Source organism: Klebsiella sp. K5-45, from assembly GCF_030128605.1.
Taxonomy (GTDB): Bacteria; Pseudomonadota; Gammaproteobacteria; order Enterobacterales; family Enterobacteriaceae; genus Klebsiella; species Klebsiella quasipneumoniae.
The window spans coordinates 14636-37001 of record NZ_JAKUZW010000016.1 but is presented as its reverse complement, the minus strand read 5'-3'; the positions used below and the strand labels follow the sequence as shown (position 1 = coordinate 37001).

The window sequence follows — 22366 nt, the reverse complement described above, 5'->3', positions numbered from 1 at the left end:
CATTCTCATAATAATAAAATATGCACTTAAAAATCAACGTGTTAAATAATCAGGGGTCATTGCTGTGGCAAACGCAAACAAACTCACGCTCTTCATCGTCGTTTTTATGCTGATGGGGATCCTCTCCGGCGCGGCTATCCATGCCTACGCGACGCCGACTACCATCTCCGCCTGGGCAGACAACATCACGCTGCTGACCGATCTGTTTCTGCGCTTAATCAAAATGGTTATCGCGCCCTTGGTGTTCAGCACCCTGACGGTCGGGATCATGCGTCTCGGCGAGACGGCGACCATCGGCCGGGTGGGTGGTAAGGCGATGGTGTGGTTTATCACTTCATCGGTATTATCCATTCTCGTCGGGCTGGTGATCGTCACCTTCCAGCACCCGGGCGCCGGGCTGAACCTGACGGTACCGAAAGAGGCGGTGGATACCGGCCTGGCGGTCAGCGGCATGACCCTGAAAGGCTTCCTGTCGCATACCATCCCTACCAGCATCACTGAGGCGATGGCCAACAACGAGATCCTGCAGATCGTGGTGTTCTCGATGTTCTTTGGCATCGCCGGCGCGTCGCTGGGCGAGAAGTTTAATGCTCCGCTGGTGGCGGCCCTTAACGTGGTGTCGCACATTATGCTGAAGGTGACCGGCTATGTGATGTACGTTGCGCCGCTGGCCATCTTCGCCGCCATCTCGTCGGTGATTGCCTCGCAGGGGTTGGGGATTTTGCTCAACTACGCTTCGTTCATCGGCGGTTATTACCTGGCGGTGCTGTTGACCAGCGCGGTGCTGATTGCCGTCGGCTATATGGTGCTGAAGAAAGAGGTCTTCCGTCTGCTGAACATGCTGAAAGATCCGGTGCTGGTAGCCTTTACCACCAGCAGCTCGGAAGCTGCCTATCCGAAGACCCTCGAACGGCTGGTGAAGTTTGGTTGTTCGCGCAATATCGTCTCGTTCGTTCTGCCGATTGGCTACTCGTTTAACCTCGTCGGCTCGATGGTCTACTGCTCCTTCGCCGCGATGTTTATCGCCCAGGCCTATAACGTCCCGCTGAGCTTCAGCGAGATTACGGTCATGATGTTGACCCTGATGCTGGCCTCGAAAGGCATCGCCGGGGTACCGCGCTCGGCGCTGGTGGTGCTGGCGGCCACTATCCCCAGCTTCCATATCCCGGTTGCCGGGATCCTGCTGCTGATGGGCATCGATCATTTCCTCGATATGGGGCGCTCCGCCATCAACGTACTGGGTAACGGCATCGCCACCGCTATGCTGTCGAAAAACGAAGGTCTGCTGACCGACGAGGAAGCGCAGCCGGACTGGCAAGTGGAGAAAGTGGAAGCCTGATCCTGCCGCGCCCTCGTGCAGAGGGCGCCATTCCACACCGAAAAAAAGCCCCCTGACAGGCACGTCAGGGGCAATGTGACGAAGTATCAGTTTTCCTCGTAAATAGTCTTTTTTCTTATATAAAGGCGCGCGGTAACGTCTTTATACCGAGGAAGCGTCAGAGTTTAACGTTATGTCTGGCAGCGCTGGCGCTTTTTTAGCATCCTGTGGCTATTTTCGGATTTACGACAATATCGCCAGGCGAATATCTTATTCTCTTCTGCTCGCTATTTACCTACCAGCGCTCTCGTAACAGATTCATAAACTGGAAAAAGTCATGGTTATTATTCAGACTGTATTTTTCCATAATCTTATTTTTATGATAGGCGGCGGTACGGGGACTGACGCGCTGCAGGGCGGCGATTTTACTCATATCCATCCCTTCGAGAATACCGTGCACCACGGCGGTCTGCGAGCGCGACAGCACGCGGTGCGGGCAGCTGGCGCAGCTGAGTTCCCGACCCGCGGCGTCGGTGGCTGACGGGCTCATACAATGCTGGAGCTCGCTTTTAATGATCGTCAGCAGTTGCGGAATACTGGCGGTTTTTAGCGAAACAAAAATAACCCCTTTCAGGCAGTTAATCATGAAATCATCTTCCGGCAACTGGTCGTAGCTGTGGAGGATAATCAGCGAACTGCCTTTTTTCCTGTTTTTAATCAGCGTATTGCACAGGTAGATTTCGCCGGGGATCACTTCGCAAATGATGATGTCTTCCCCTGACAGGTCATTATTACGCCAGGAAAAACGCGCCCGTATTTCGCCCTGCGTGAGGTCATTGACCATAGCCATCAGCGATTCACGGACAAAGGTATTGCGGGTGTTGATGGTGACATTAATGTTTCTCATGGCGTTATTTCCTTACGCAAAAACATAACGCCATGCTGTGACACATCCTCCGGGCGTATGCGGTGTGTTGACTGTATTAAAGTACCTACAATATGTTTTTATTATTCTACAGTGAATTATTTACGACGCATTGAACGCTTATCGTTAAAGGTAAATTTCTGCCGTCTCCTGTCTTTCAGATAGGAAATAAAACTGTATACAGAGATGCTGAAGAAAAAAATGCATAGCAATAAAACTAACCACGTTTGCATGGCCATTGTTTATACCTTGTTTGTGTTGCATGGTGTCAGAATTTGCCGCGAACGGCTAATACGTTTTGTTATATGCTTTTCTGTCCGATGAAAATCATACGACATCATCCTGATGTAGTAGCACTATAAGAAAGTTCTGGTAATGCTGTCAACCTGTTGATGACTATTTTAATCTGTAGTCATTCAATCCTTGTAACATCAGGATGATCCTGGTGTCAGTGAAAATACGAAATCAACACGTTGGTATCATTACCGAAAGTTCTTAAGGTCATCGTCAGTCTCATTCCTCTCATTTCTCTCAGAAAATGAGAAAAATTAACACTTGCGAGTCATTCATATCCCGCGCGGCCGCCGACATGCCCCGTCGTTCAGGAGATAAAAGCCAGCCCCTTACCAAAGATTGCGCGTACGGGCAGGTGGATCCCCTGCTGGCGAGCCTTGTGGCGCAGGCGGCTAACCACCACGTCGATACGGTGCAGGTCAGGCTCGCTTTCATGGGCAAACAGGCAAGCATGAAGATCCAGTTTGCTACACACTTCGTTGCGATTGCGCATTAAGAGTTCCACCAGGCGATATTCCTGCTGGGTTAATTCCAGCGTCCGGGCGTCTGGGGAGATCAGTTTATCCTCATGCAGACGCCAAAGCCCGGTAGCGGGAGCGGGAGCGGGAGCGGGGGCGGCGCTGGCCATCTCTGGCTGCTGAGGGGCCGGCCGATCCTGCTGCAGGCGGGCGCCGAGGGCGGTCAGGGTCTCCGCGAGATGGGCGAAGTTAACCGGCTTGATCAGATAGGCATCGGCCCCGAGGCTCAGCGCCTGCAGTTTATCCTGCTGTTGGCCGCGGGCGCTGACCACCACCAGACCGTAGTGCCCCAGCTCGTGCAGGTAGCTCAGCACGCTGAAGCCATCCTCGCCGGGCAGACCGATATCAATCAGCACGATGTCCACCGGATGGCTGTGCAGTTGCCGCCAGAAGGCCTCAGCGCTCCGCGTCCCCCATACCTCGAAGCCGCGATAGCCCAACCAGGCCAGCAGTTCATCCAGCAGATCGGGGTTATCTTCAATTATCGCCAGCCGTAAAGCCATGCGTCGTTCTCCTCTTAAGCAACCGTGGGGAGGGTGAGAATAAAGGTGCAGCCGTCCGGGCCATGCTCGGCCAGCCACAGTTTGCCATCATGAGCCTGCACGATCTGACGCGCAACATACAGTCCGAGACCGGTGCCGCCCGGCACCGGCGACGTATGTTCCCCGCGGCGATAGCGCTCAAAGATCAGTTCCGCCTGTCCGGCGGGGAGCCCAGGGCCGTAGTCGCGAATGCGCAGCTCTGTTTGCCCGGCATCAGCGTGAATATCGATGGTGATTTCGCCCGGCGGCGAATACTTGACCGCGTTATCCAGCAGGTTAGCGATGGCGATGCACAGCAGACCGGCATCGGCCTGCAGCTGGGGGCTTTCCACCGCGCCGTGATGGCGGATGTTCAGGTAGTGATCATGGGAGATGGCTACCACCGAGGCGGCCATGTTGATCACCGCCAGCAGGGCGGTCTGCTGGCGGTCAACGTGTAGATCGTGGGAGGCGAGGCGCGCGTCGGCGAGGCAGTTATCGGTGAGCTGTACCAGACGGGTGGCGGCGCGGCCGATGCGATCGAAGCGCGCCTCCTGGCTGGCGGAGGCCGCCGAGAGGCGGAGATTCTCCAGCGCTGCCTGGATCACCGCCAGCGGGGTGCGGAATTCGTGCGCCACCATGCCCATAAACTGCCGCTGGTGGAAGCTGGCCTCGCGCTCAATCTGCAGCTCGCGCGCCAGGCGCTGCTTCTGCTCCAGCTGGCGGTTTTCAGCCCGCACCCGCAGGATGGCAATGATCAGCACCGTAATGATGTGGACGATCAGCGCATACTGCCAGAGGGAATAGATCGCCATATGAAACGGGATAATACCGTGGATCGACAGCTGCACCAGCACCGCGGCGGCGACATAGAACGGCGGCAGGAGCCCCAGCAGGAGAGTGTTGCGGTCGATAGCTTTTTTGCGCCACAGCCACCAGGAGGTGAACAGCAGCACCGGAGTGATAATGATAAAGATCACTCCTTCAATCTGCATCGCGAGGCCGTAAAAACCCAGCGGAATACTGACCTGCAGCAGCAGGTTGAGCACCACGGCGGCGATCAGCAGCCGGTAAAGCCGCGGCATATTTTTCTTTAAATCGAATATCTCACTGTGCAGCCAGAGGGCGGTGGCATAGCTGAACAGCGAGAGGCTGCTGATCATAAAATCCTGGAAGGGCAGCGCGGCGTGGCCGAAGAACCACTCCGGGAAGCCGTGCAGGGCAGCCACCAGCGGATAATTGAGCGAGAAGAAGCAGATGCCCCATAGCAGACGCCGGCGCAGGGCCAGGGCCAGCCACAGCGCCACGCCGCTGGCGACCGCCGCGAGACCAAAATAGAAGCTCCAGAAGGCGGTGTCGGCGGCGGCCCGTTGCACATAGGCCTGCGGCGAAGAGAGCGAGGCCAGCAGGATCAGAGTGCTGGTGCTCTGCAGACGAAAGACTATCTCATAGCCGGCGGCGGTCGGCGGCGGAGGGAGGATCAGCACGCTTTCCCGATAGTGAAGATCGCTCTCGCGGGCCGGGTCGCGGTCGCCAAAGGTACGCGCTGTCCACGGCGCGTCGCTGCCCAGTGGCCGGTAATAGAGAGTCAGGTGGTCGACGAAAGAGGGACCAATCTGCAGCCAGCGCGACTCGTCGGCAAACCAGCTGCCAGGCAGCTCGCTGCGCAGCCACAGGGTTTTGCGCGAATAGCCAAAAGAGGGGATCTGCCGGGTGGTGGCGAGCCGGTCCGCGGGCAGGTCGGCAAAGCGATCGATGGTCATCCGACCGCTGTCGTCCGCGTACCATTCGACGGGGATATCCGTCCCCAGTTGTCGGGGCGCCGACTGCGCCTGCGGAGCGATCAGCAGCAAGAGCAATCCGCAGCTGACCAGCCAGCCTGCCAGGAACTGCGGCCGGCAACGCCGGACCGCCGCGAAAATCGCAGACACCCTTTTCAATCACGCCCCCTTGCGGCATGGAAAGATTACTGACCGCAGACGACTGGCTACGGTATGGATAATACGCCCCCGGAAGCGGAGGAAAGTGGACAGGCCTGTCCGGAAGAACAGGCCATTTTGCGTGGGAGACCAGGAATATTCCAGCGTAATCTGCAGCGCCACGATCAGGACAGACCTGCTGCGCGGCAGCGCCGGGGGGGACTAGCGGAAAACCACCTGCGCCCAGCGGGCCAGCCCGGCGGTTACCGAGCCAAAATCATCGCCACCGGCCAGCGGAATACCGGGCAGCCGGGCCGCCAGCGCCTTTTTGATCAGCGGCGAGCGGGCGCTACCGCCTGTAAGATAGATCACATCCGGGGTGGTCTGGCTGCTGTCGAGGGCGAGCTGCACCTGCTCCATAATGCGGGCCAGAGGCTGATCCAGCGCCGCTTCCAGACCCTGCTGAGCGATATCGGTAGCCAGCTCGTCCTGAATAAACGGCAGCGCGGTCTCAACGCGGGCGGCGCTGGAGAGGGCGATTTTGCTCTCTTCGGCGCTGCGCACCAGGCGATAGCTCAGACGCTGACGCCAGACCTTCAGCAGCAGGGCCACCTTATCGGCATCCCGGGCGCTGCGCAGCAGATCGTTCAGCAGTCGGCCATTGGCGGTACTGTAGAAATCGCTCTGCGCCGGGACGTCGTTGATCGCCACCGCATTCCACCACGGGAGGATCGGCAGCGCGGTGCCTTTCTCCGTTTCGCCGCCCATGCCGAGAAGGGGCATCAGGCATTTAAAGGCCAGGGCAATGTCGAGGTCGTTACCGCCGATGCGGCAGCCGCTGTGACCGAGCAGGCTCTGCTGGCGGTCGGCGCGCTCCCGCCACTGCGGACCCATCAGCAGCAGGGAACAGTCGGTGGTGCCGCCGCCGATATCGACGACCAGCACCCGCTTCTCTTCATTGAGGGTAGCTTCGAAATCCAGGCCGGCGGCCACCGGTTCAAACTGGAAGACCACGTCGCGAAAACCGGCGCGGAGGGCTGCCCGCTCAAGGATCCCCTGCGCCTGGGCGTTGGCGTCGTCGCCGCCGAGGCCCTGGAAGTTAATCGGTCGGCCAATCACCGCCTGGTCAATCTGCTCGGGCAGCTGGCTTTCCGCCTGCAGTTTGATGTGCAGCATCATGGCGCAGACCAGGTCTTCAAACAGGGCCACCTGCTGCGGCTTGAGGCCGCTGGCGCCGAGGAAGGACTTTGGCGATTTAACGAAGTAGACCTCTTGCGGATCTTCAACATATTGATGCAGTGAGGCGAGGCCGAACTGCACGCTGTTGCGCAGCACCTCGATGTCTTCGTCGCGGTTGGCGGCAATCGCCCGGCGCAGCAGCGCCTGGTTTTCGTCGCTGTGGGTGGGCACATCGTGATGGCGATAGAGCCACTCGCTGACCGCTTCGCGCGTCGGCGCGCAGAGCATGGAGGGCAGCAGGGCGCTGCCGTTTTCCAGCGTCAACAGCTGGGGATTGTTTTCCCGCATCACGGCCACCGAACAGTTGGCGGTGCCGTAGTCAAAACCAATAAACATCGTCTGCAAAATCCCCATGCCGGTGAAGAAGGGGGGCGACTTTAGCGGATCGCCGTCATGCCGACAACCGGAATTTAAAAGCAAGGCGCTGACGCTGAAGGGCGACTATCATTGAAACGCTATATAAAGGAGAGCTTATGGTGTTGTTACCCTGGACCCCGCCTTACGACTGGGCGTGGATGGTTGGTTTTCTGCAGGCGCGTGCGGTCGCTGGCGTCGAGCGTTTTCATGACGGCGGCTACAGCCGCAGCTTTCGCGTAGCAGGCCACGGCGGGCTGATTCATCTGGCGCCGGACGAGGAGGCGCAAGGCCTGCGGGTGACGCTCTCCCCGGGGCTGCAGCCGGTGGCAGAGATCTGCTACGCGCGAATTGGCCAGCTGTTCGATTTGGCCTGCGACCCGCAGCAGGTCGCTCGCACGCTGGGCGACCTGGCACAGGCGCGACCGGGGCTGCGCCTGCCCGGGGCGCTGGACGCTTTCGAACAGGCGGTGCGCGCGGTGCTCGGCCAGCTGGTGAGCGTGGCGATGGCCGCCCGGCTCACCGCCAAAGTGGCGGCCGGCTGGGGCGAACCGCTGGCGGACGCCCCCGGCTATGTCTTATTTCCGACGCCGGAGGCGCTCTCCCGGGCCGATCCGCAGGGGCTGAAGGCGCTGGGGATGCCGCTTCGCCGCGCGGAGGCGCTGATCCACCTCGTCCGGGCGGCGCTCAGCGGCGAGCTGCCCCTGACGGCGCCGGCCGAAATCGACGCCGGGCTGCGTCAGCTGCAGGCGCTACCCGGGATTGGCCGCTGGACGGCAAACTACTTTGCCCTGCGCGGCTGGCAGGCGAAGGATATCTTTTTGCCGGACGACTACCTGATTAAACAGCGCTTTCCGGGAATGACGCCAGCCGCCATCGCCCGCTATGCCCGCCGCTGGCAGCCGATGCGATCTTATGCGCTGTTGCATATCTGGTATACCGATGACTGGGCGCCGGCGGCGGAATAGCCGTCCGGGGCGCATACCACTGGTATCGGGACGCTGAAATCCCTATAATTGCCGCGTTTGGCGGTCCGCCGCCACCCTCCATCTCTATCCAGGTTAATCAGGTCGCAAAAATTTATGACTGATATGTCCCATCAGTGCGTCATTGTAGGTATCGCCGGCGCATCGGCTTCTGGCAAAAGTCTTATTGCCAGTACTCTCTATCGCGAATTGCGTGAACAAGTTGGCGACGAACATATTGGCGTCATTCCGGAAGACAGCTATTACAAAGATCAAAGTCATCTGTCGATGGAAGAGCGCGTCAAAACCAACTATGACCACCCGAGCTCAATGGACCACAGTCTGTTGTTCCAGCATTTGCAGATGCTGAAAAGCGGCCAGCCGATTGAACTGCCGGTCTATAGCTACGTCGAGCATACCCGCACGCCGAACACCATTCACGTCGAGCCGAAGAAGGTGATTATTCTTGAAGGGATCCTGCTGCTGACCGACGCGCGTCTGCGTAACGAGCTCAACTTCTCTATTTTCGTCGACACCCCGCTCGATATTTGCCTTATGCGCCGCATTAAGCGCGACGTAAACGAGCGCGGCCGCTCCATGGACTCGGTGATGGCCCAGTATCAGAAAACCGTGCGCCCGATGTTCCTGCAGTTTATTGAGCCGTCGAAGCAGTATGCCGACATCATCGTGCCGCGCGGCGGCAAAAACCGCATCGCGATTGATATTCTGAAGGCCAAAATCAGTCAGTTCTTTGAATAACCTGGCCGAATTGTGTAACGTGCAAAGAGTAGCCCTGTTGCCCTCTCCGCCGCGAAGCGTGCGGGAAGCAGCCTTATAAGGAGAAAGCCCATGCGTCTGTGTGACCGAGATATTGAAGCCTGGTTGGATGAAGGGCGACTGGCCATCAATCCGCGCCCGCCCGTTGAGCGTATTAATGGCGCGACGGTTGATGTACGGCTGGGTAATAAATTCCGCACCTTCCGCGGCCACACGGCGCCGTTTATCGATTTAAGCGGCCCGAAGGCCGAGGTCAGCGCCGCGCTGGACCGCGTGATGAGCGAAGAGATCGTTCTGCCGGAAGGGGAGGCCTTTTTCCTGCATCCGGGCGAACTGGCGCTGGCGGTGACCTACGAGTCGGTCACCCTGCCTGCCGACCTGGTGGGCTGGCTTGACGGACGCTCCTCGCTGGCGCGCCTGGGGCTGATGGTGCACGTGACTGCGCACCGCATCGACCCGGGCTGGTCCGGCTGCATCGTGCTTGAGTTCTACAACTCCGGCAAACTGCCGCTGGCGCTGCGCCCGGGGATGCCCATCGGCGCGCTGAGCTTTGAACCCTTATCGGGCCCGGCGGCGCGGCCATATAATCGCCGTGAAGACGCCAAATATCGCGACCAACAGGGCGCGGTGGCGAGCCGAATCGACAAGGATTGATAACGTCAACGGGGTGTTGCTGAGGGTGCCATGAGACGAATACTGACAACGCTGATGATCCTGCTGGCGGTCATTGTCGCCGGGCTTACCTCGTTGGTATTGCTGGTCAATCCCAACGATTTTCGCGCCTATATGGTGCATCAGGTGGCAGAGCGCAGCGGTTATCAGCTTGAACTCGATGGCCCGTTGCGCTGGCACGTCTGGCCGCAGCTCAGCATTCTCAGCGGACGCATGACGCTGACCGCCCGAGGCGCCGAAGAGCCGGTGATCCGCGCCGACAACATGCGCCTCGACGTGGCGCTGCTGCCGTTGCTGTCGCACCAGCTGCAGGTGAAGCAGGTGATGCTCAAGGGGGCGGTGATCCAGCTGACCCCGAAAACCGAAGCGGTTCGCGATAGCGCTGCGCCGGTGGTGCCGCATGACAACACCCTGCCGCAGGCCCCGGAGGACCGTGGGTGGTCCTACGACGTGCGCCAGCTGCAGGTGGCCGACAGCGTGCTCTTCTTCCAGCATGAGAACGGCGAGCAGGTGACCGTGCGCGACATCCGCCTGCAGATGGAGCAGGATGAGAACCACCGGGCCACCGTTGATTTCTCCGGCCGCGTCAACCGCGACCAGCGCGACCTGGCGCTGAGCTTCTCCGCCACCGTGCAGGGTGGCGACTATCCGCACTCGTTAAAAGCCGACTTTAGCCAGCTCAGCTGGCAGCTGCGCGGCGCCGAGCTGCCCCCCGACGGCATCAATGGTCAGGGGAGCCTGCAGGCCAGCTGGCAGGAAGATAGCAAGACTCTGCGCTTTGATAATCTGAACCTGATGGCCAGCGGCAGCACCCTCACCGGCAACGGCAGTGTGGTGCTGGGAGACCGCCCGGACTGGTCATTGGATCTGCATGCCACCACCCTGAATCTCGACAGTCTGCTGGCATCCTCTTCGCCGGCGACCGACAGCAGCGCCAGCCAGCAGGGCCAGAGCCAGACGCGACCGCTGCGTCCGGTGATCGCCGACAGCGATGAGCGCGAAGATTATCAGAGCCTGCGCGGCTTTAACGGCCGGATGGCCCTGAGCGCCGACCAGCTGCAGTGGCGCGGCCTGAACTTCACCCAGGTGCAGAGCGAAATCAGCAATCAGCAGGGGCTGCTGACGGTCAGCAAAATGCAGGGCAACCTCGACGGCGGCCAGCTCTCCCTCCCCGGGACCCTTGATGCCCGCGGCGACACGCCGCAGGCGACGTTCCAGCCGGCGCTGCAGAACGTGGAGATCGGTTCGCTGATCAAAGCCTTCAACTATTCATTAAGCCTGACCGGCAAGCTGTCACTGACCGGCGAGTTTTCCGGAACGCGCATTGACGCGGATGATTTCCGCCGTCACTGGCAGGGCCAGGCGCAGCTCCAGATGACCGATACCCGAACCGAAGGACTTAACTTCCAGCAGCTGGTGCAACAGGCCGTGGAGCGCAGCATCAACGTGCGGGCGCAGGAAAACTATGACAATGCCACCCGCCTGGATGCCGTGAGCAGCCAGCTGACGCTGGATAACGGGCTGGTGACGCTGAACCGCCTGCAGGGGCAGTCCGATGTGATGGCGATGACCGGCGAAGGTCAGCTCGATCTGCAGAAAGAGAACTGCGATATGCGCTTTAACGTGCGCGTGCTCGTCGGCTGGAAAGGCGAGGGCAAACTTATCGACCGCCTGAAACAGACCGCTATCCCGCTGCGCATCTATGGCGACTGGCAGTCGCTGAGCTACAGCCTGCAGGTCGACCAGATCCTGCGCAAACAGCTGCAGGATGAAGCGAAGCAGCGCCTCAACGACTGGGTCGAACGTAATAAAGGCAGCAAAGAGAGCAAAGACGCCAAAAAGCTGCTCGATAAGCTGTAATCGTCCAGACCAGCAGCTCGGGACTTCCGGGCTGTGTCATTGCCGTCAAAGGGTGATGTCATGTTGATGCCGGGCGGCGGCTACGCCTGATCCGGCCAGGATTGTGCGGCAGGGGGTAATTCCCCGGTTTGTGTCGCCCTCCCGTAGGCCTGATAAGCGAAGCGCCATCAGGCAGTGTGGCGGCTGTAGAGCATCAATTCCTGTGATGTGAGCATGTCGTCAAAGTGTGATGTCACGTTAATGCCGGGCGGCGGATACGCCTGACTAGGCCTGGGTTGTGCGGCAGGGGGTAATTCCCCGGTTTGTGTCGCCATTCCGTAGGCCTGATAAGCGAAGCGCCATCAGGCAATAAACAGGGTACCTGGCTATCAATTTTACGGCCCGGGATACCCCGGGCCGTTATTTATCCCTTAGGATTACACCTCATAATCCAGCTCATCCTGCTTTACCGGCGGGACGATCTGCACCTTTTGCACCCGATGGCTGTCGACCTGCAGCGTGCGCAGGGTATAACCGTCAATCTCAATGGTTTCTCCCACCTGCGGCACATGCTGCAGATACTCCATCAGCAGACCGGCAACGGTGTGGTACTCACGCTTATCATCCAGCGGCAGCGGAACGTACTGCACCAGGTCCTCCAGCGGCATATGGCCGTTGACCGTCCATGAACCGTCCTGATGATGCTGAATATCATGTCGGGCGTCGATCTCCTCCACCTCGTTGGGCAGATTGCCGGCGATAGTCTCCATCACGTCGCTCAGGGTCACAATCCCCTCGACGGAGCCAAACTCGTCCACCACAAAGGCAAAGTGGGTGCGGGCCTGACGGAACTGCTCGAGCGCGGAGAGGAGCGGCAGCCCCTCCGGAAAGACCAGCGGCTGCCGCACCAGCGCCTGCAGATCCAGCGGCTCCTGGCGCAGGGACTGCTGGAGCAGATCGATAACATGCACCACTCCCAGCAGGTCTTCATTATCTTTCCCGCCGGTCACCACCAGGCGGGTATGCTGATTCTTTTCCACCAGGCTGCGGATCTCTTCCTCCGGCGCACTGAGGTTGATGCGCTCGATATCATGGCGGGAGGTCATAATACTGCTGACGCTGCGCTGATTCAGGTTCAGCACCCGCTCAATCATCAAGCGTTCCTGCGGATTAAACAGTGGATGATGATCCTGATCGGCGACCAGCGACGCCGTGTCAGCATCCAGTTCAGCTTTTTCTTTCTGACCGCTCAGCAGGCTCATCACCGCCTCGGTGGTGCGCTGACGCAGCGTCATATTGGCGGAAAGAAAGCGACGGCGGTTAAACAGCGCCAGCTGGTTAAGGGCTTCAATCATCACCGAGAAGCCAATTGCCGCATATAAATAGCCTTTCGGAATAATAAAGCTGAAGCCTTCAGCAATCAGGCTGAAGCCGATCATCAGCAGGAAGCTCAGACAGAGGATTACGATGGTCGGATGGCTGTTAACAAAGCGCGTCAGCGCCTTGCTGGCCATCAGCATCAGGCTGATGGCGATAACCACGGCGGCCATCATCACCGCCAGGTGATCGACCATGCCGACGGCGGTGATCACCGAGTCGAGCGAAAAGATGGCGTCGAGCACCACGATCTGCGCCACCACGGCCCAGAATTTCGCCCCTTTGCGCTGGGTGGGGTTATCGCTGTCTTTCCCCTCCAGTCGCTCATTAAGCTCAACGGTCGCTTTGAACAGCAGGAATAAGCCGCCAAACAGCATGATTAAATCGCGGGCGCTAAAGCTGAAGTCGCGAAAAGCAATTAACGGTTTGGTCAGGGTGACCAGCCAGGAGATAGAGGCCAGCAGCAGGAGACGCATGACCATCGCCAGCATCAGACCAGTGATCCGCGCGCGGTCGCGCTGGGCGGGCGGGAGCTTCTCGGCGAGGATAGCGATAAAGACCAGGTTATCGATGCCCAACACCAGTTCGATAACCACCAGCGTGACGAGACCTGCCCAGATTGACGGATCGGCAATCCATTCCATATGTATTAAAACCTGTACGACTGCGGTATGTGTTACCACGATCATGGATAAGATGAGTCTAAAATGCAATAACGACGCGGATATCGCCCTGCCATGGATGGATATATTTCCAGCACATAAAGCGAACCGATAAGAATTATGTTCCGGTAAAGAACAGTGAAAAAATAACACCATGGCGACTGCTCTGGAATAAGCGAGCCGGTATCAGAACTTTTTCGGCTGCGTATCAGCGTAGGCGGTAAAAGGGCTTCATCCCACGGTTCGTCACGACGAGCATTGATGCGCACAGGAGAAGCGAAGCGCGAAGCCCGCTCACAAAACCGGCAAAATTCATATTATGAAGTGAGCGCAGAATAGGGCAGATCGCAGTTCATAGACGCGGAATTGCGGTAATATGTCACCATATCTGGCTGTTTATGCTGAAATATATTGTCTGGCGAAATTTATTATCTATATCTATTCTTTGCGGGCACAGGCGCGGCGTGGCGGGCACGGCGCCCCGGAAAGCCCGCCTGGCGTGCCTCTCCGCCACATGGCGCGGTGCAGGAAACGAGCCGCTGAATAACCTGAACTAAAATAAGATTATTCTCAGCTCTAACTGTTGGTAAATGGAAGTTGTGTGTATTCTTTTACGTGACAGTGAATTTAAGAATTTGGCGGGCAGATGCCCGGGCAGTATCCGTGTATTATCAGTTTCAATGGATTTGTGACATGTACAATTTTGCATAACTGCGTGTTTTGCAACCAAACAGGTGAAGATGAATATGGCGAATTTGAAAGCGGTTATTCCGGTCGCAGGACTAGGCATGCATATGCTGCCGGCCACAAAGGCAATTCCAAAGGAGATGCTGCCGATCGTTGATAAGCCAATGATTCAGTACATCGTTGATGAAATCGTCGCCGCCGGGATCAAAGAGATTGTCCTGGTGACGCACTCCTCGAAGAACGCGGTGGAAAACCACTTCGACACCTCCTACGAGCTGGAAGCCCTGCTTGAGCAGCGCGTGAAGCGCCAGCTGCTTGCGGAAGTCCAGGCCATTTGCCCGCCGGGCGTGACCATCATGAACGTGCGCCAGGCACAGCCGCTGGGTCTGGGCCACTCCATCCTCTGCGCCCGCCCGGTCGTCGGGGATAATCCGTTTGTCGTGGTGCTGCCGGATATCATCCTCGACGGCGGCACTGCGGACCCGCTGCGCTATAACCTCGCCGCCATGGTCGCCCGCTTTAACGAGACCGGCCGCAGCCAGGTGCTGGCGAAACGCATGCCAGGGGATCTGTCCGAATACTCCGTTATCCAGACCAAAGAGCCGATGGTGGCGGAAGGGCAGGTGGCGCGTATCGTCGAGTTTATTGAAAAACCGGACGAGCCGCAGACCCTGGACTCCGACCTGATGGCGGTGGGGCGCTACGTGCTGTCGGCAGATATCTGGGCCGAACTGGAACGTACCGAGCCGGGCGCATGGGGCCGTATCCAGCTGACCGACGCCATTGCCGAACTGGCGAAGAAGCAGTCCGTTGACGCGATGCTGATGACTGGCGAAAGCTATGACTGCGGTAAGAAAATGGGCTATATGCAGGCCTTCGTCACCTACGGAATGCGTAACCTGAAAGAAGGTGCCAAATTCCGCGAAAGCATTAAAAAACTGCTGGCCTGACAGCTGGCGTGACGATGAGCGGCAGGGCAGAACCTTTCGCCACGCCGCTCATAACGTTATGCAGAAATTATTCATAACGTGAATGTTATAACGATTGTAAAGAAACGTATGGCTTCGGAGACTTCTGGTAGTTTGTCTCTGGCCTCTGTGGTGCAATGGTCGGAGTAGCGGCAATAATGCTTTATGAATAGTCACTTAGTGCGACAATTCCTAAAGGGCAGGGAAAGCGGTCAACGTCAGCAGAAAATAAAACTTGACTGCGATCATGTTTCCGCTTTAAACATCTCACTTGCATGCATAAAAATGTGAAATGAATTGGCATGCGAGCTGGTACAGACATTACGGATAATCCCTGAGCACGGCAGTGGACATCATCGAAGGATCACAGGTATATGAACTGGCAACTCATCTCATTTTTTGGCGATAGCACCGTTTTGCTGCCCAGCGCAGCGGCGCTGTTTATTGTCCTGATACTGCGTAAAACGTCGCGGTTGCTGGCGTGGCAGTGGAGTTTGCTGTTCGGCATCACCGGCGCCATTGTCTGCGCCTCCAAACTGGCCTTTATGGGCTGGGGACTGGGTATTCGCGAGCTGGATTACACCGGCTTCAGCGGCCACTCAGCGCTCTCCGCGGCCTTCTGGCCTATCTTCTTATGGCTGCTCAGCGCTCGTTTTTCGGCGGGTGTGCAAAAAGCAGCTGTCGCCGCCGGCTATGCTTTAGCCGCAGTGGTGGGGTATTCACGGCTGGCCATCCATGTGCATTCTGTCTCGGAAGTGATCGCTGGCCTGCTGCTCGGTGCTGCTGGCAGCGCTTTGTTCCTGATGCTGCAAAAACGTACCATCCATTCGGAAAGCGTGAGTATTTCCTGGGGCGGCGTCGTGTGCCTTGTGATGGTCCCGCTTATCCTGTTGCATAGTGGCAATAAAGCGCCGACTCAGTCCCTGCTGGGGCAAATCGCCACTGCAATTGGACCGCTGGATAAACCCTTTACTCGAACTGATCTACATAAGCAGGTCTGGTAATCGCCATTTGTTTTACAGGGGAAATTAAGTTTTCGCCGGTTAATTAGACAAATAAGAAAATAATCTACTATATGCCAGGCAATTGATAATTCATATTTATGAAATAATGAAGTGCTACTACATTGCTATTGCATATTTGCCTGGATATAGCAGGTATGAGACGTTTCTTAAATGCACTGAGAAAGGACCTGGAGCACGTCTGCTGAATATTCTGATACCAGGAAACTATTAGAAATTGTAGTTGACTTAGACGCCATCATCTGATTTTTGAATGTCGCGACCTTTCCGTAAAATGTGTTGTTTTACAGATGGTTAGCTTCATGCTTGATAGTGTGGCAACAACGTGACACTGTTTGGCCGTTTAACGTAGTGAATAATCTTAAGCGTTGATCCGCTTATTTTCGCCAATAAAAGGGCAAGCAGCATTAATTGGCAGATATTCGGCAGCAAGACTCCCAATTGTGACCGAAATCCCGTAGACTTAACGCCGCAAAAAATAAAGGCCTGACCAATTTATCACCCACAGGCCGATTAAATACGCCGTTCAGGTAGTCAGTGCGCTGGTAGCTGTTAAGCCAGGGGCGGTAGCGTCGCTGAAACCGCCTGCTGCAACACAAAACACTTTCTTTGAACGGCTATAAAAATCGACATACTCTGGGTGATCAGCGCCAAAGATATCAATCATGCTCATCAGATATCCTCATAAAGAGGTCAGGAGCGGCTGCTGATATCGCCTGTTCACCAATTTTCCCGTCTCATTGATAGCCTGTACGGTAAAATTCGCCTACATTGTGAGCTGGGTGGATGTTATAAGGGTGACAAGCAGCTTAGGGTAACTGTACTTGCCTCGCCGGTGTTGCACAGTGAAGTCAGCTGGTGCCGCGAGCGCTTTCTATCTTGGTATTCCCCTCATTCTCATTGAGATACGACAGCGGGGCTGAAAATGGATCTTGTACAATGATAAAAATTGCGCGCATTGCCGTGACGTTGGGCTTGCTTTCCTCACTGGGAGGCCAGGCTTACGCGGCCGGGTTAGTAGTAAATGATAACGATCTGCGAAACGACCTTGCCTGGCTTTCCGATCGCGGGGTTATCCATCTGAGCCTGTCGACCTGGCCGCTAAGCCAGGAAGAGATCACCCGGTCGTTAAAAAAAGCTAAACCGTCCTATTCTTCTGAGCAAGTGGTGCTGGCCCGTATCAATCAGCGACTGTCAGCGTTAAAAGCCGATTTTCGGGTCACCGGCTACACCTCAACCGACCAGCCGGGCACTCCGCAGGGGTTTGGTCAGACGCAGCCGGCAGATAACTCCTTAGGCCTGGCGTTCAACAACAGTGGCGAGTGGTGGGATGTCCACCTCCAGGGCAACGTTGAGGGGGGAGAGCGGATCAGCAACGGTTCGCGCTTCAATGCCAACGGCGCCTACGGCGCGGTGAAGTTCTGGAACCAGTGGCTCTCTTTTGGTCAGGTTCCGCAGTGGTGGGGGCCTGGATATGAAGGGAGCCTGATCCGCGGAGATGCGATGCGGCCGATGACCGGCTTTCTGTTGCAGCGAGCCGAGCAGGCGGCGCCGGAAACCTGGTGGCTGCGCTGGGTGGGACCATGGCAGTACCAGATCTCTGCCAGCCAGATGAATCAGTACACCGCTGTGCCGCATGCCAAAATTATTGGTGGCCGCTTTACCTTCTCTCCTTTCCAGTCACTTGAACTAGGCGCATCGCGCATTATGCAGTGGGGCGGGGAAGGGCGTCCTGAATCACTCAGCAACTTCTGGGATGGTTTAACAGGCAAAGATAACACCGCCGCGAATGATCCCAATGAACCGGGCAACCAACTGGCCGGTTTTGACTTTAAGTTCAAACTGGAACCGACCCTTGGCTGGCCGGTGAGCTTCTACGGACAAATGATTGGCGAGGATGAGTCCGGCTATCTACCCTCGGCCAACATGTTCCTAGGTGGGGTGGAAGGGCACCACGGCTGGGGTAAGGACGCGGTGAACTGGTATATTGAAGCGCACGACACGCGGACCAATATGAATAGCGTTGGTTACAGTTACACTCACCATATTTATACGGATGGTTACTATCAGCAGGGCTACCCTCTTGGTGATGCAATGGGTGGGGATGGTCAGTTATTTGCCGGTAAGGTGGAGGTGATTACAGAGGATAATCAGCGCTGGAGCACGCGTCTGGTGTACGCCAAGGTGAACCCAAAAGATCAATCAATTAATAAAGCATTCCCTCATTCAGACACACTTAAAGGTGTACAGCTGGGCTGGAGCGGGGATGTTTACCAGTCAGTTCGTCTGAATACCTCGTTGTGGTACACCAACGCTAACAACAGCGATAGCGATGACGTTGGGGCCAGCGCAGGGATAGAAATACCGTTTAGTTTATAAGGCTGAATGCTGAAAACAGGGGAGAGAGGGTGGTAGCGCTGCAGGACGCAGTCAGCTTTATCTCTCCATAAGCCAGCAGGGAAGCAACGGCTATGACAGCTGCTCAGGAATTGGCAAATTTTGATTTACTGATGATGTGACATTATGAAGAAAAAAATTGTTAGATTTTCGGCATTAGCACTGGCAATTGGGTTTTTATCTGGTTGTACGATCATCCCTGGTCAGGGATTAAACAGTCTGCGTAAGAACGTGGTTGAGCTTCCGGACAGTGATTACGATTTGGATAAATTGGTCAATGTTTACCCGATGACGCCGGGCCTTATTGATCAGCTTCGGCCGGAAACCGTTCTTGCTCGCCCAAATCCGCAGCTGGATAACTTACTTCGTAGTTATGAGTATCGCATTGGCGTTGGTGACGTACTTATGGTTACTGTATGGGACCACCCGGAGTTGACTACTCCTGCAGGCCAGTATCGTAGCGCCAGCGACACCGGCAACTGGGTCAACGCTGATGGTACTATTTTCTATCCCTATATAGGTAAGGTACAGGTAGCGGGTAAAACGCTTAGTCAGGTACGCCAGGATATTGCCAGTCGTCTAACCACATATATCGAAAGCCCACAGGTAGACGTTAGTATTGCTGCATTTCGTTCGCAAAAAGCATATGTTACTGGAGAAGTAACAAAATCAGGGCAGCAACCTATTACGAATATCCCGCTGACAGTGATGGATGCGATTAATAATGCTGGCGGTCTTGCACCTGATGCTGACTGGCGAAATGTTGTATTAACACATAACGGAAAAGATATAAAAGTCTCATTGTATGCATTAATGCAAAAAGGAGACTTAACACAAAACCACTTGCTCTATCCAGGCGATATCCTTTTTGTACCTAGAAATGATGATTTGAAAGTATTTGTCATGGGTGAGGTGGGTAAACAAAGTACTTTGAAAATGGATCGAAGCGGTATGACTGTAGCAGAGGCACTAGGCAATGCTGAAGGAATGTCGCAAGCATTCAGTGACGCTACTGGAGTATTTGTGATCCGTCAGTTAAAAGATGACAAGCAGGGTAAAATTGCTAACATTTATCAATTAAATGCTCAAGATGCTTCAGCAATGGTATTGGGCACAGAATTCCAGTTACAGCCCTATGATATTGTTTATGTCACAACTGCTCCGCTGGTACGTTGGAATCGTGTTATTTCCCAATTAGTACCGACTATTACCGGGGTGCATGATATGACCGAAACTGGTAAATTTATTAGGACTTGGTGACAGTAATGTTTGACTCTATTCTAGTCGTATGTACTGGGAATATCTGTCGCTCACCTATAGGTGAGCGCTATTTGCAAGCAGTTATGCCTGGTAAAATAATCAAATCTGCAGGAACTAATGCTTTAGTTGGCCATGCTGCGGATGCTTCCGCTGTGAGAATTGCTTTAGAGCACGGATTATCCCTAGAGGGGCATGAAGGTACTCAATTTACTTCAACTCTTGGCCGTCAGTTCGATTTGATATTAGTAATGGAAAAATCCCATCAAGAACTTTTGAGTAAAATAGCTCCTGAGGTGCGTGGCAAAACAATGCTTTTTGGTCATTGGTTAAACCAAAAAGAAATCCCCGATCCTTATAGGAAAAGTGATGAGGCATTTGCATCAGTTTATAAATTAATCGAGCAATCAGCACAGCGCTGGATAGAAAAGCTGGGTGCATAATTAGGAATTTACTCATGGCTTCAATGAAAAATAAAACATCATCGGAAAACACAGAACAAGTTGATCTCGGACGTCTAATTGGCGAATTCATTGATCATCGAAAATTAATCATATCTGTTACATCATTGTTTACTCTTTTGGCTCTAGTTTATGCGATTTTCGCTACACCTGTTTATCAGGCAAACGCTTTGATACAAGTAGAGCAAAAGCAGGCAAATGCCATTCTCAGCAATTTAAGTCAAATGTTGCCTGACAGTCAGCCACAATCAGCACCAGAAATAGCCCTTCTGCAATCACGGATGGTGATCGGTAAAACTGTAGATGATTTAAACTTACAAACAAGGATTAGAGAAAATTACTTTCCTGTGGTGGGTAAAGGGTTATCTCGATTAATGGGGAAAGTACCGGGCGAAATTGATGTATCACGGTTTTATTTGAAGGCTGGGGAAAATGAGCAGCCTAAAATTAACTTAACAGTAATTGATGATAATCATTTCAAGATCGATTTTGATGGTGATAATATCAATGGAGTAGTGGGAGAGTTAATTAATAAAAATGACATAGCGATAAAGGTTGATAAAATAAACGCTATGCCAGGCACAGAGTTTACTATTTCATATGTTAGTAGGCTCCAGGCTATTACCGATCTTTTAGATGTGTTTAGTGTAGCAGATATTGGCAAAGATACTGGTATGCTTTCGCTATCATTGACTGGTGATAATCCATTACAAATAGAAAAAATAATTAATAGCATCAGTAATAATTATTTGGCTCAAAATATTTCTCGACAAGCAGCGCAAGACGCTAAAAGTCTCGATTTTTTAAATCAACAATTACCACAAGTACGCCATGATCTTGATATTGCAGAAGATAAATTAAACCAGTATCGTCGCCAGAGTGATTCTGTTGATTTGTCTCTTGAAGCCAAATCGGTGCTTGATCAAATAGTTAATGTTGATAACCAACTTAATGAATTGACATTTAGAGAGTCAGAAATATCACAGCTTTACACCAAAGAACACCCAACTTACAAAGCGCTGATGGAAAAACGCAAAACCTTGCAAGATGAAAAGGTTAAGTTAAATCAGCGAGTTTCTTCGATGCCGAAGACTCAACAAGAAATATTAAGGTTAAGCCGTGATGTCGAGTCAGGGCAAGCCGTTTATATGCAGCTCTTGAATCGTCAACAAGAATTGAACATTGCGAAATCTAGCGCGATAGGTAATGTTAGGATTATTGACAATGCAATTACGCAACCAAAACCGGTTAAGCCTAAAAAGGTTTTAATTGTATTATTAGGTATTATTTTTGGATTGCTAATTTCTACTGGGCTGGTTCTCATCAGGGTATTCTTGCGTCGCGGAATTGAAAGTCCTGAGCAACTTGAAGAGCTGGGTATCACGGTATACGCAAGTGTTCCAGTGGCAGAAACGTTCATGAAAAACAACGTTTCTAAACCGAATAAACTTAAGTCGAAAGATAATGATATAAATTCATTACTTGCAATAGACAATCCCGCAGATCTGGCTGTAGAAGCTATACGTGGACTTAGAACAAGTTTGCATTTTGCAATGATGGAGTCAAGAAATAATGTTCTCATGATTTCCGGAGCTAGTCCTAATGCGGGTAAGACTTTCATTAGCTCAAATTTAGCTAGTGTTATTGCACAGACAGGGAAAAAAGTTCTTTTCGTAGATACGGATATGCGTAAGGGTTATACGCATAAAATATTTAATGTGAATAACGAAAATGGATTATCGGCCTATCTTTCAGGTAGGGTTGAAATAGGGAAAGTCATTAAGAAAATCGATGGCGTGGAATTCGATTTCATCACTAGGGGTGCAGTTCCACCAAACCCTGCTGAACTACTAATGCATAAGCGTTTTGGAGAATTGATTGATTGGGCTAATAATCATTATGATATTGTAATATTAGATACCCCTCCAATTCTTGCAGTTACGGACTCGGCGATTATTGGTAACTATGCAGGCACAACGCTACTTATTGCCCGATTTGAACTTAATACACCTAAAGAAATTGAGGTAAGTATTAAACGGTTTGAACAGAGTGGTGTCTTGGTTAAAGGATGTATTCTTAACGGTGTCGTGAAAAAAGCTAGCAGTTATTATGGCTATGGTTATAACCACTATGGTTATTCATACACAGATAATAAATAAAATAAAATAAAATAAAACATAAAAAAGGCGTCTGA

At 54.1% G+C, this 22366-nt stretch carries 17 protein-coding genes and 1 pseudogene; 11 read left to right on the top strand and 7 right to left on the bottom strand.

Features of this window, described 5'->3' with window-relative positions; all coding sequences use genetic code 11:
- The first annotated feature begins 64 nt into the window (after window positions 1-64).
- Window positions 65-1339, top strand: a complete 1275-nt coding sequence (locus tag MKS11_RS24345) for a dicarboxylate/amino acid:cation symporter (protein ID WP_032456376.1) — start codon at window positions 65-67, stop codon at window positions 1337-1339.
- Between the two features lie 274 nt (window positions 1340-1613).
- Here the strand turns inward: MKS11_RS24345 and MKS11_RS24340 are convergent, their stop codons facing one another.
- From MKS11_RS24340 to yegD, 5 genes are all read right to left on the bottom strand, one after another.
- Window positions 1614-2225 carry a LuxR C-terminal-related transcriptional regulator gene (locus MKS11_RS24340; RefSeq protein ID WP_004201550.1) on the bottom strand — a complete coding sequence of 204 codons (612 nt, stop codon included), beginning with the start codon at window positions 2223-2225 and terminating at the stop codon, window positions 1614-1616.
- 116 nt (window positions 2226-2341) lie between these two features.
- Window positions 2342-2482, bottom strand: coding sequence for a small membrane protein (locus tag MKS11_RS24335; protein ID WP_004146563.1), 141 nt, complete (start codon window positions 2480-2482; stop codon window positions 2342-2344).
- Between the two features lie 362 nt (window positions 2483-2844).
- Window positions 2845-3558, bottom strand: a complete 714-nt coding sequence (locus MKS11_RS24330; protein WP_004201549.1) for a response regulator transcription factor — start codon at window positions 3556-3558, stop codon at window positions 2845-2847.
- A 14-nt stretch (window positions 3559-3572) separates the two neighbouring features.
- Window positions 3573-5429 carry a sensor histidine kinase gene (locus MKS11_RS24325; RefSeq protein WP_135698914.1) on the bottom strand — a complete coding sequence of 619 codons (1857 nt, stop codon included), beginning with the start codon at window positions 5427-5429 and terminating at the stop codon, window positions 3573-3575.
- A 288-nt stretch (window positions 5430-5717) separates the two neighbouring features.
- Window positions 5718-7070: a molecular chaperone gene (yegD, locus tag MKS11_RS24320; protein ID WP_194417797.1), complete on the bottom strand. Its 1353-nt coding sequence runs from the start codon at window positions 7068-7070 to the stop codon at window positions 5718-5720.
- 137 nt (window positions 7071-7207) lie between these two features.
- Here yegD and alkA point away from each other — a divergent pair, with 137 nt between their 5' ends.
- From alkA to asmA, 4 genes are all read left to right on the top strand, one after another.
- Window positions 7208-8056 (top strand): DNA-3-methyladenine glycosylase 2, encoded by an 849-nt coding sequence (gene alkA, locus MKS11_RS24315; protein WP_284109734.1) that lies wholly within the window; start codon window positions 7208-7210, stop codon window positions 8054-8056.
- Between the two features lie 114 nt (window positions 8057-8170).
- The gene (udk, locus tag MKS11_RS24310; protein ID WP_002912442.1) at window positions 8171-8812 is read left to right on the top strand and encodes a uridine kinase; all 642 of its coding nucleotides are present in this window, start codon (window positions 8171-8173) and stop codon (window positions 8810-8812) included.
- A 90-nt stretch (window positions 8813-8902) separates the two neighbouring features.
- Window positions 8903-9484 carry a dCTP deaminase gene (gene dcd, locus MKS11_RS24305; RefSeq protein WP_004151145.1) on the top strand — a complete coding sequence of 194 codons (582 nt, stop codon included), beginning with the start codon at window positions 8903-8905 and terminating at the stop codon, window positions 9482-9484.
- 30 nt (window positions 9485-9514) lie between these two features.
- Window positions 9515-11362 (top strand): outer membrane assembly protein AsmA, encoded by a 1848-nt coding sequence (gene asmA / locus MKS11_RS24300; RefSeq protein ID WP_284109733.1) that lies wholly within the window; start codon window positions 9515-9517, stop codon window positions 11360-11362.
- A 416-nt stretch (window positions 11363-11778) separates the two neighbouring features.
- On the opposite strand, the gene MKS11_RS24295 is transcribed toward asmA, so the two are convergent.
- On the bottom strand, window positions 11779-13362 hold the full coding sequence (locus MKS11_RS24295; protein WP_023318705.1) for a TerC family protein: 1584 nt from the start codon (window positions 13360-13362) through the stop codon (window positions 11779-11781).
- A gap of 758 nt (window positions 13363-14120) precedes the next feature.
- On the opposite strand from MKS11_RS24295, the pseudogene galF reads away from it, so the two are divergent.
- Both galF and MKS11_RS24285 read left to right on the top strand, forming a co-directional pair.
- A pseudogene (gene galF / locus MKS11_RS24290) lies at window positions 14121-15094 on the top strand (GalU regulator GalF).
- A 315-nt stretch (window positions 15095-15409) separates the two neighbouring features.
- Window positions 15410-16039, top strand: a complete 630-nt coding sequence (locus MKS11_RS24285; protein ID WP_259596626.1) for a phosphatase PAP2 family protein — start codon at window positions 15410-15412, stop codon at window positions 16037-16039.
- Window positions 16040-16583: 544 nt separating this feature from the next.
- Here the strand turns inward: MKS11_RS24285 and MKS11_RS24280 are convergent.
- Window positions 16584-16730, bottom strand: coding sequence for a hypothetical protein (locus MKS11_RS24280; protein WP_158512652.1), 147 nt, complete (start codon window positions 16728-16730; stop codon window positions 16584-16586).
- A 266-nt stretch (window positions 16731-16996) separates the two neighbouring features.
- On the opposite strand from MKS11_RS24280, the gene MKS11_RS24275 reads away from it, so the two are divergent.
- The 4 genes from MKS11_RS24275 to MKS11_RS24260 all read left to right on the top strand — a co-directional run bounded on the left by MKS11_RS24275 (window position 16997) and on the right by MKS11_RS24260 (window position 22331).
- On the top strand, window positions 16997-18436 hold the full coding sequence (locus MKS11_RS24275) for a capsule assembly Wzi family protein (RefSeq protein ID WP_043520401.1): 1440 nt from the start codon (window positions 16997-16999) through the stop codon (window positions 18434-18436).
- Between the two features lie 144 nt (window positions 18437-18580).
- A complete protein-coding gene (locus tag MKS11_RS24270) occupies window positions 18581-19714 on the top strand; it encodes a polysaccharide export protein (RefSeq protein WP_043520403.1) in 1134 nt (377 codons plus the stop codon).
- A 5-nt stretch (window positions 19715-19719) separates the two neighbouring features.
- Window positions 19720-20154, top strand: a complete 435-nt coding sequence (locus tag MKS11_RS24265) for a protein tyrosine phosphatase (RefSeq protein WP_072042526.1) — start codon at window positions 19720-19722, stop codon at window positions 20152-20154.
- Between the two features lie 14 nt (window positions 20155-20168).
- Window positions 20169-22331: a polysaccharide biosynthesis tyrosine autokinase gene (locus tag MKS11_RS24260; protein ID WP_043520404.1), complete on the top strand. Its 2163-nt coding sequence runs from the start codon at window positions 20169-20171 to the stop codon at window positions 22329-22331.
- Window positions 22332-22366: the final 35 nt, after the last annotated feature.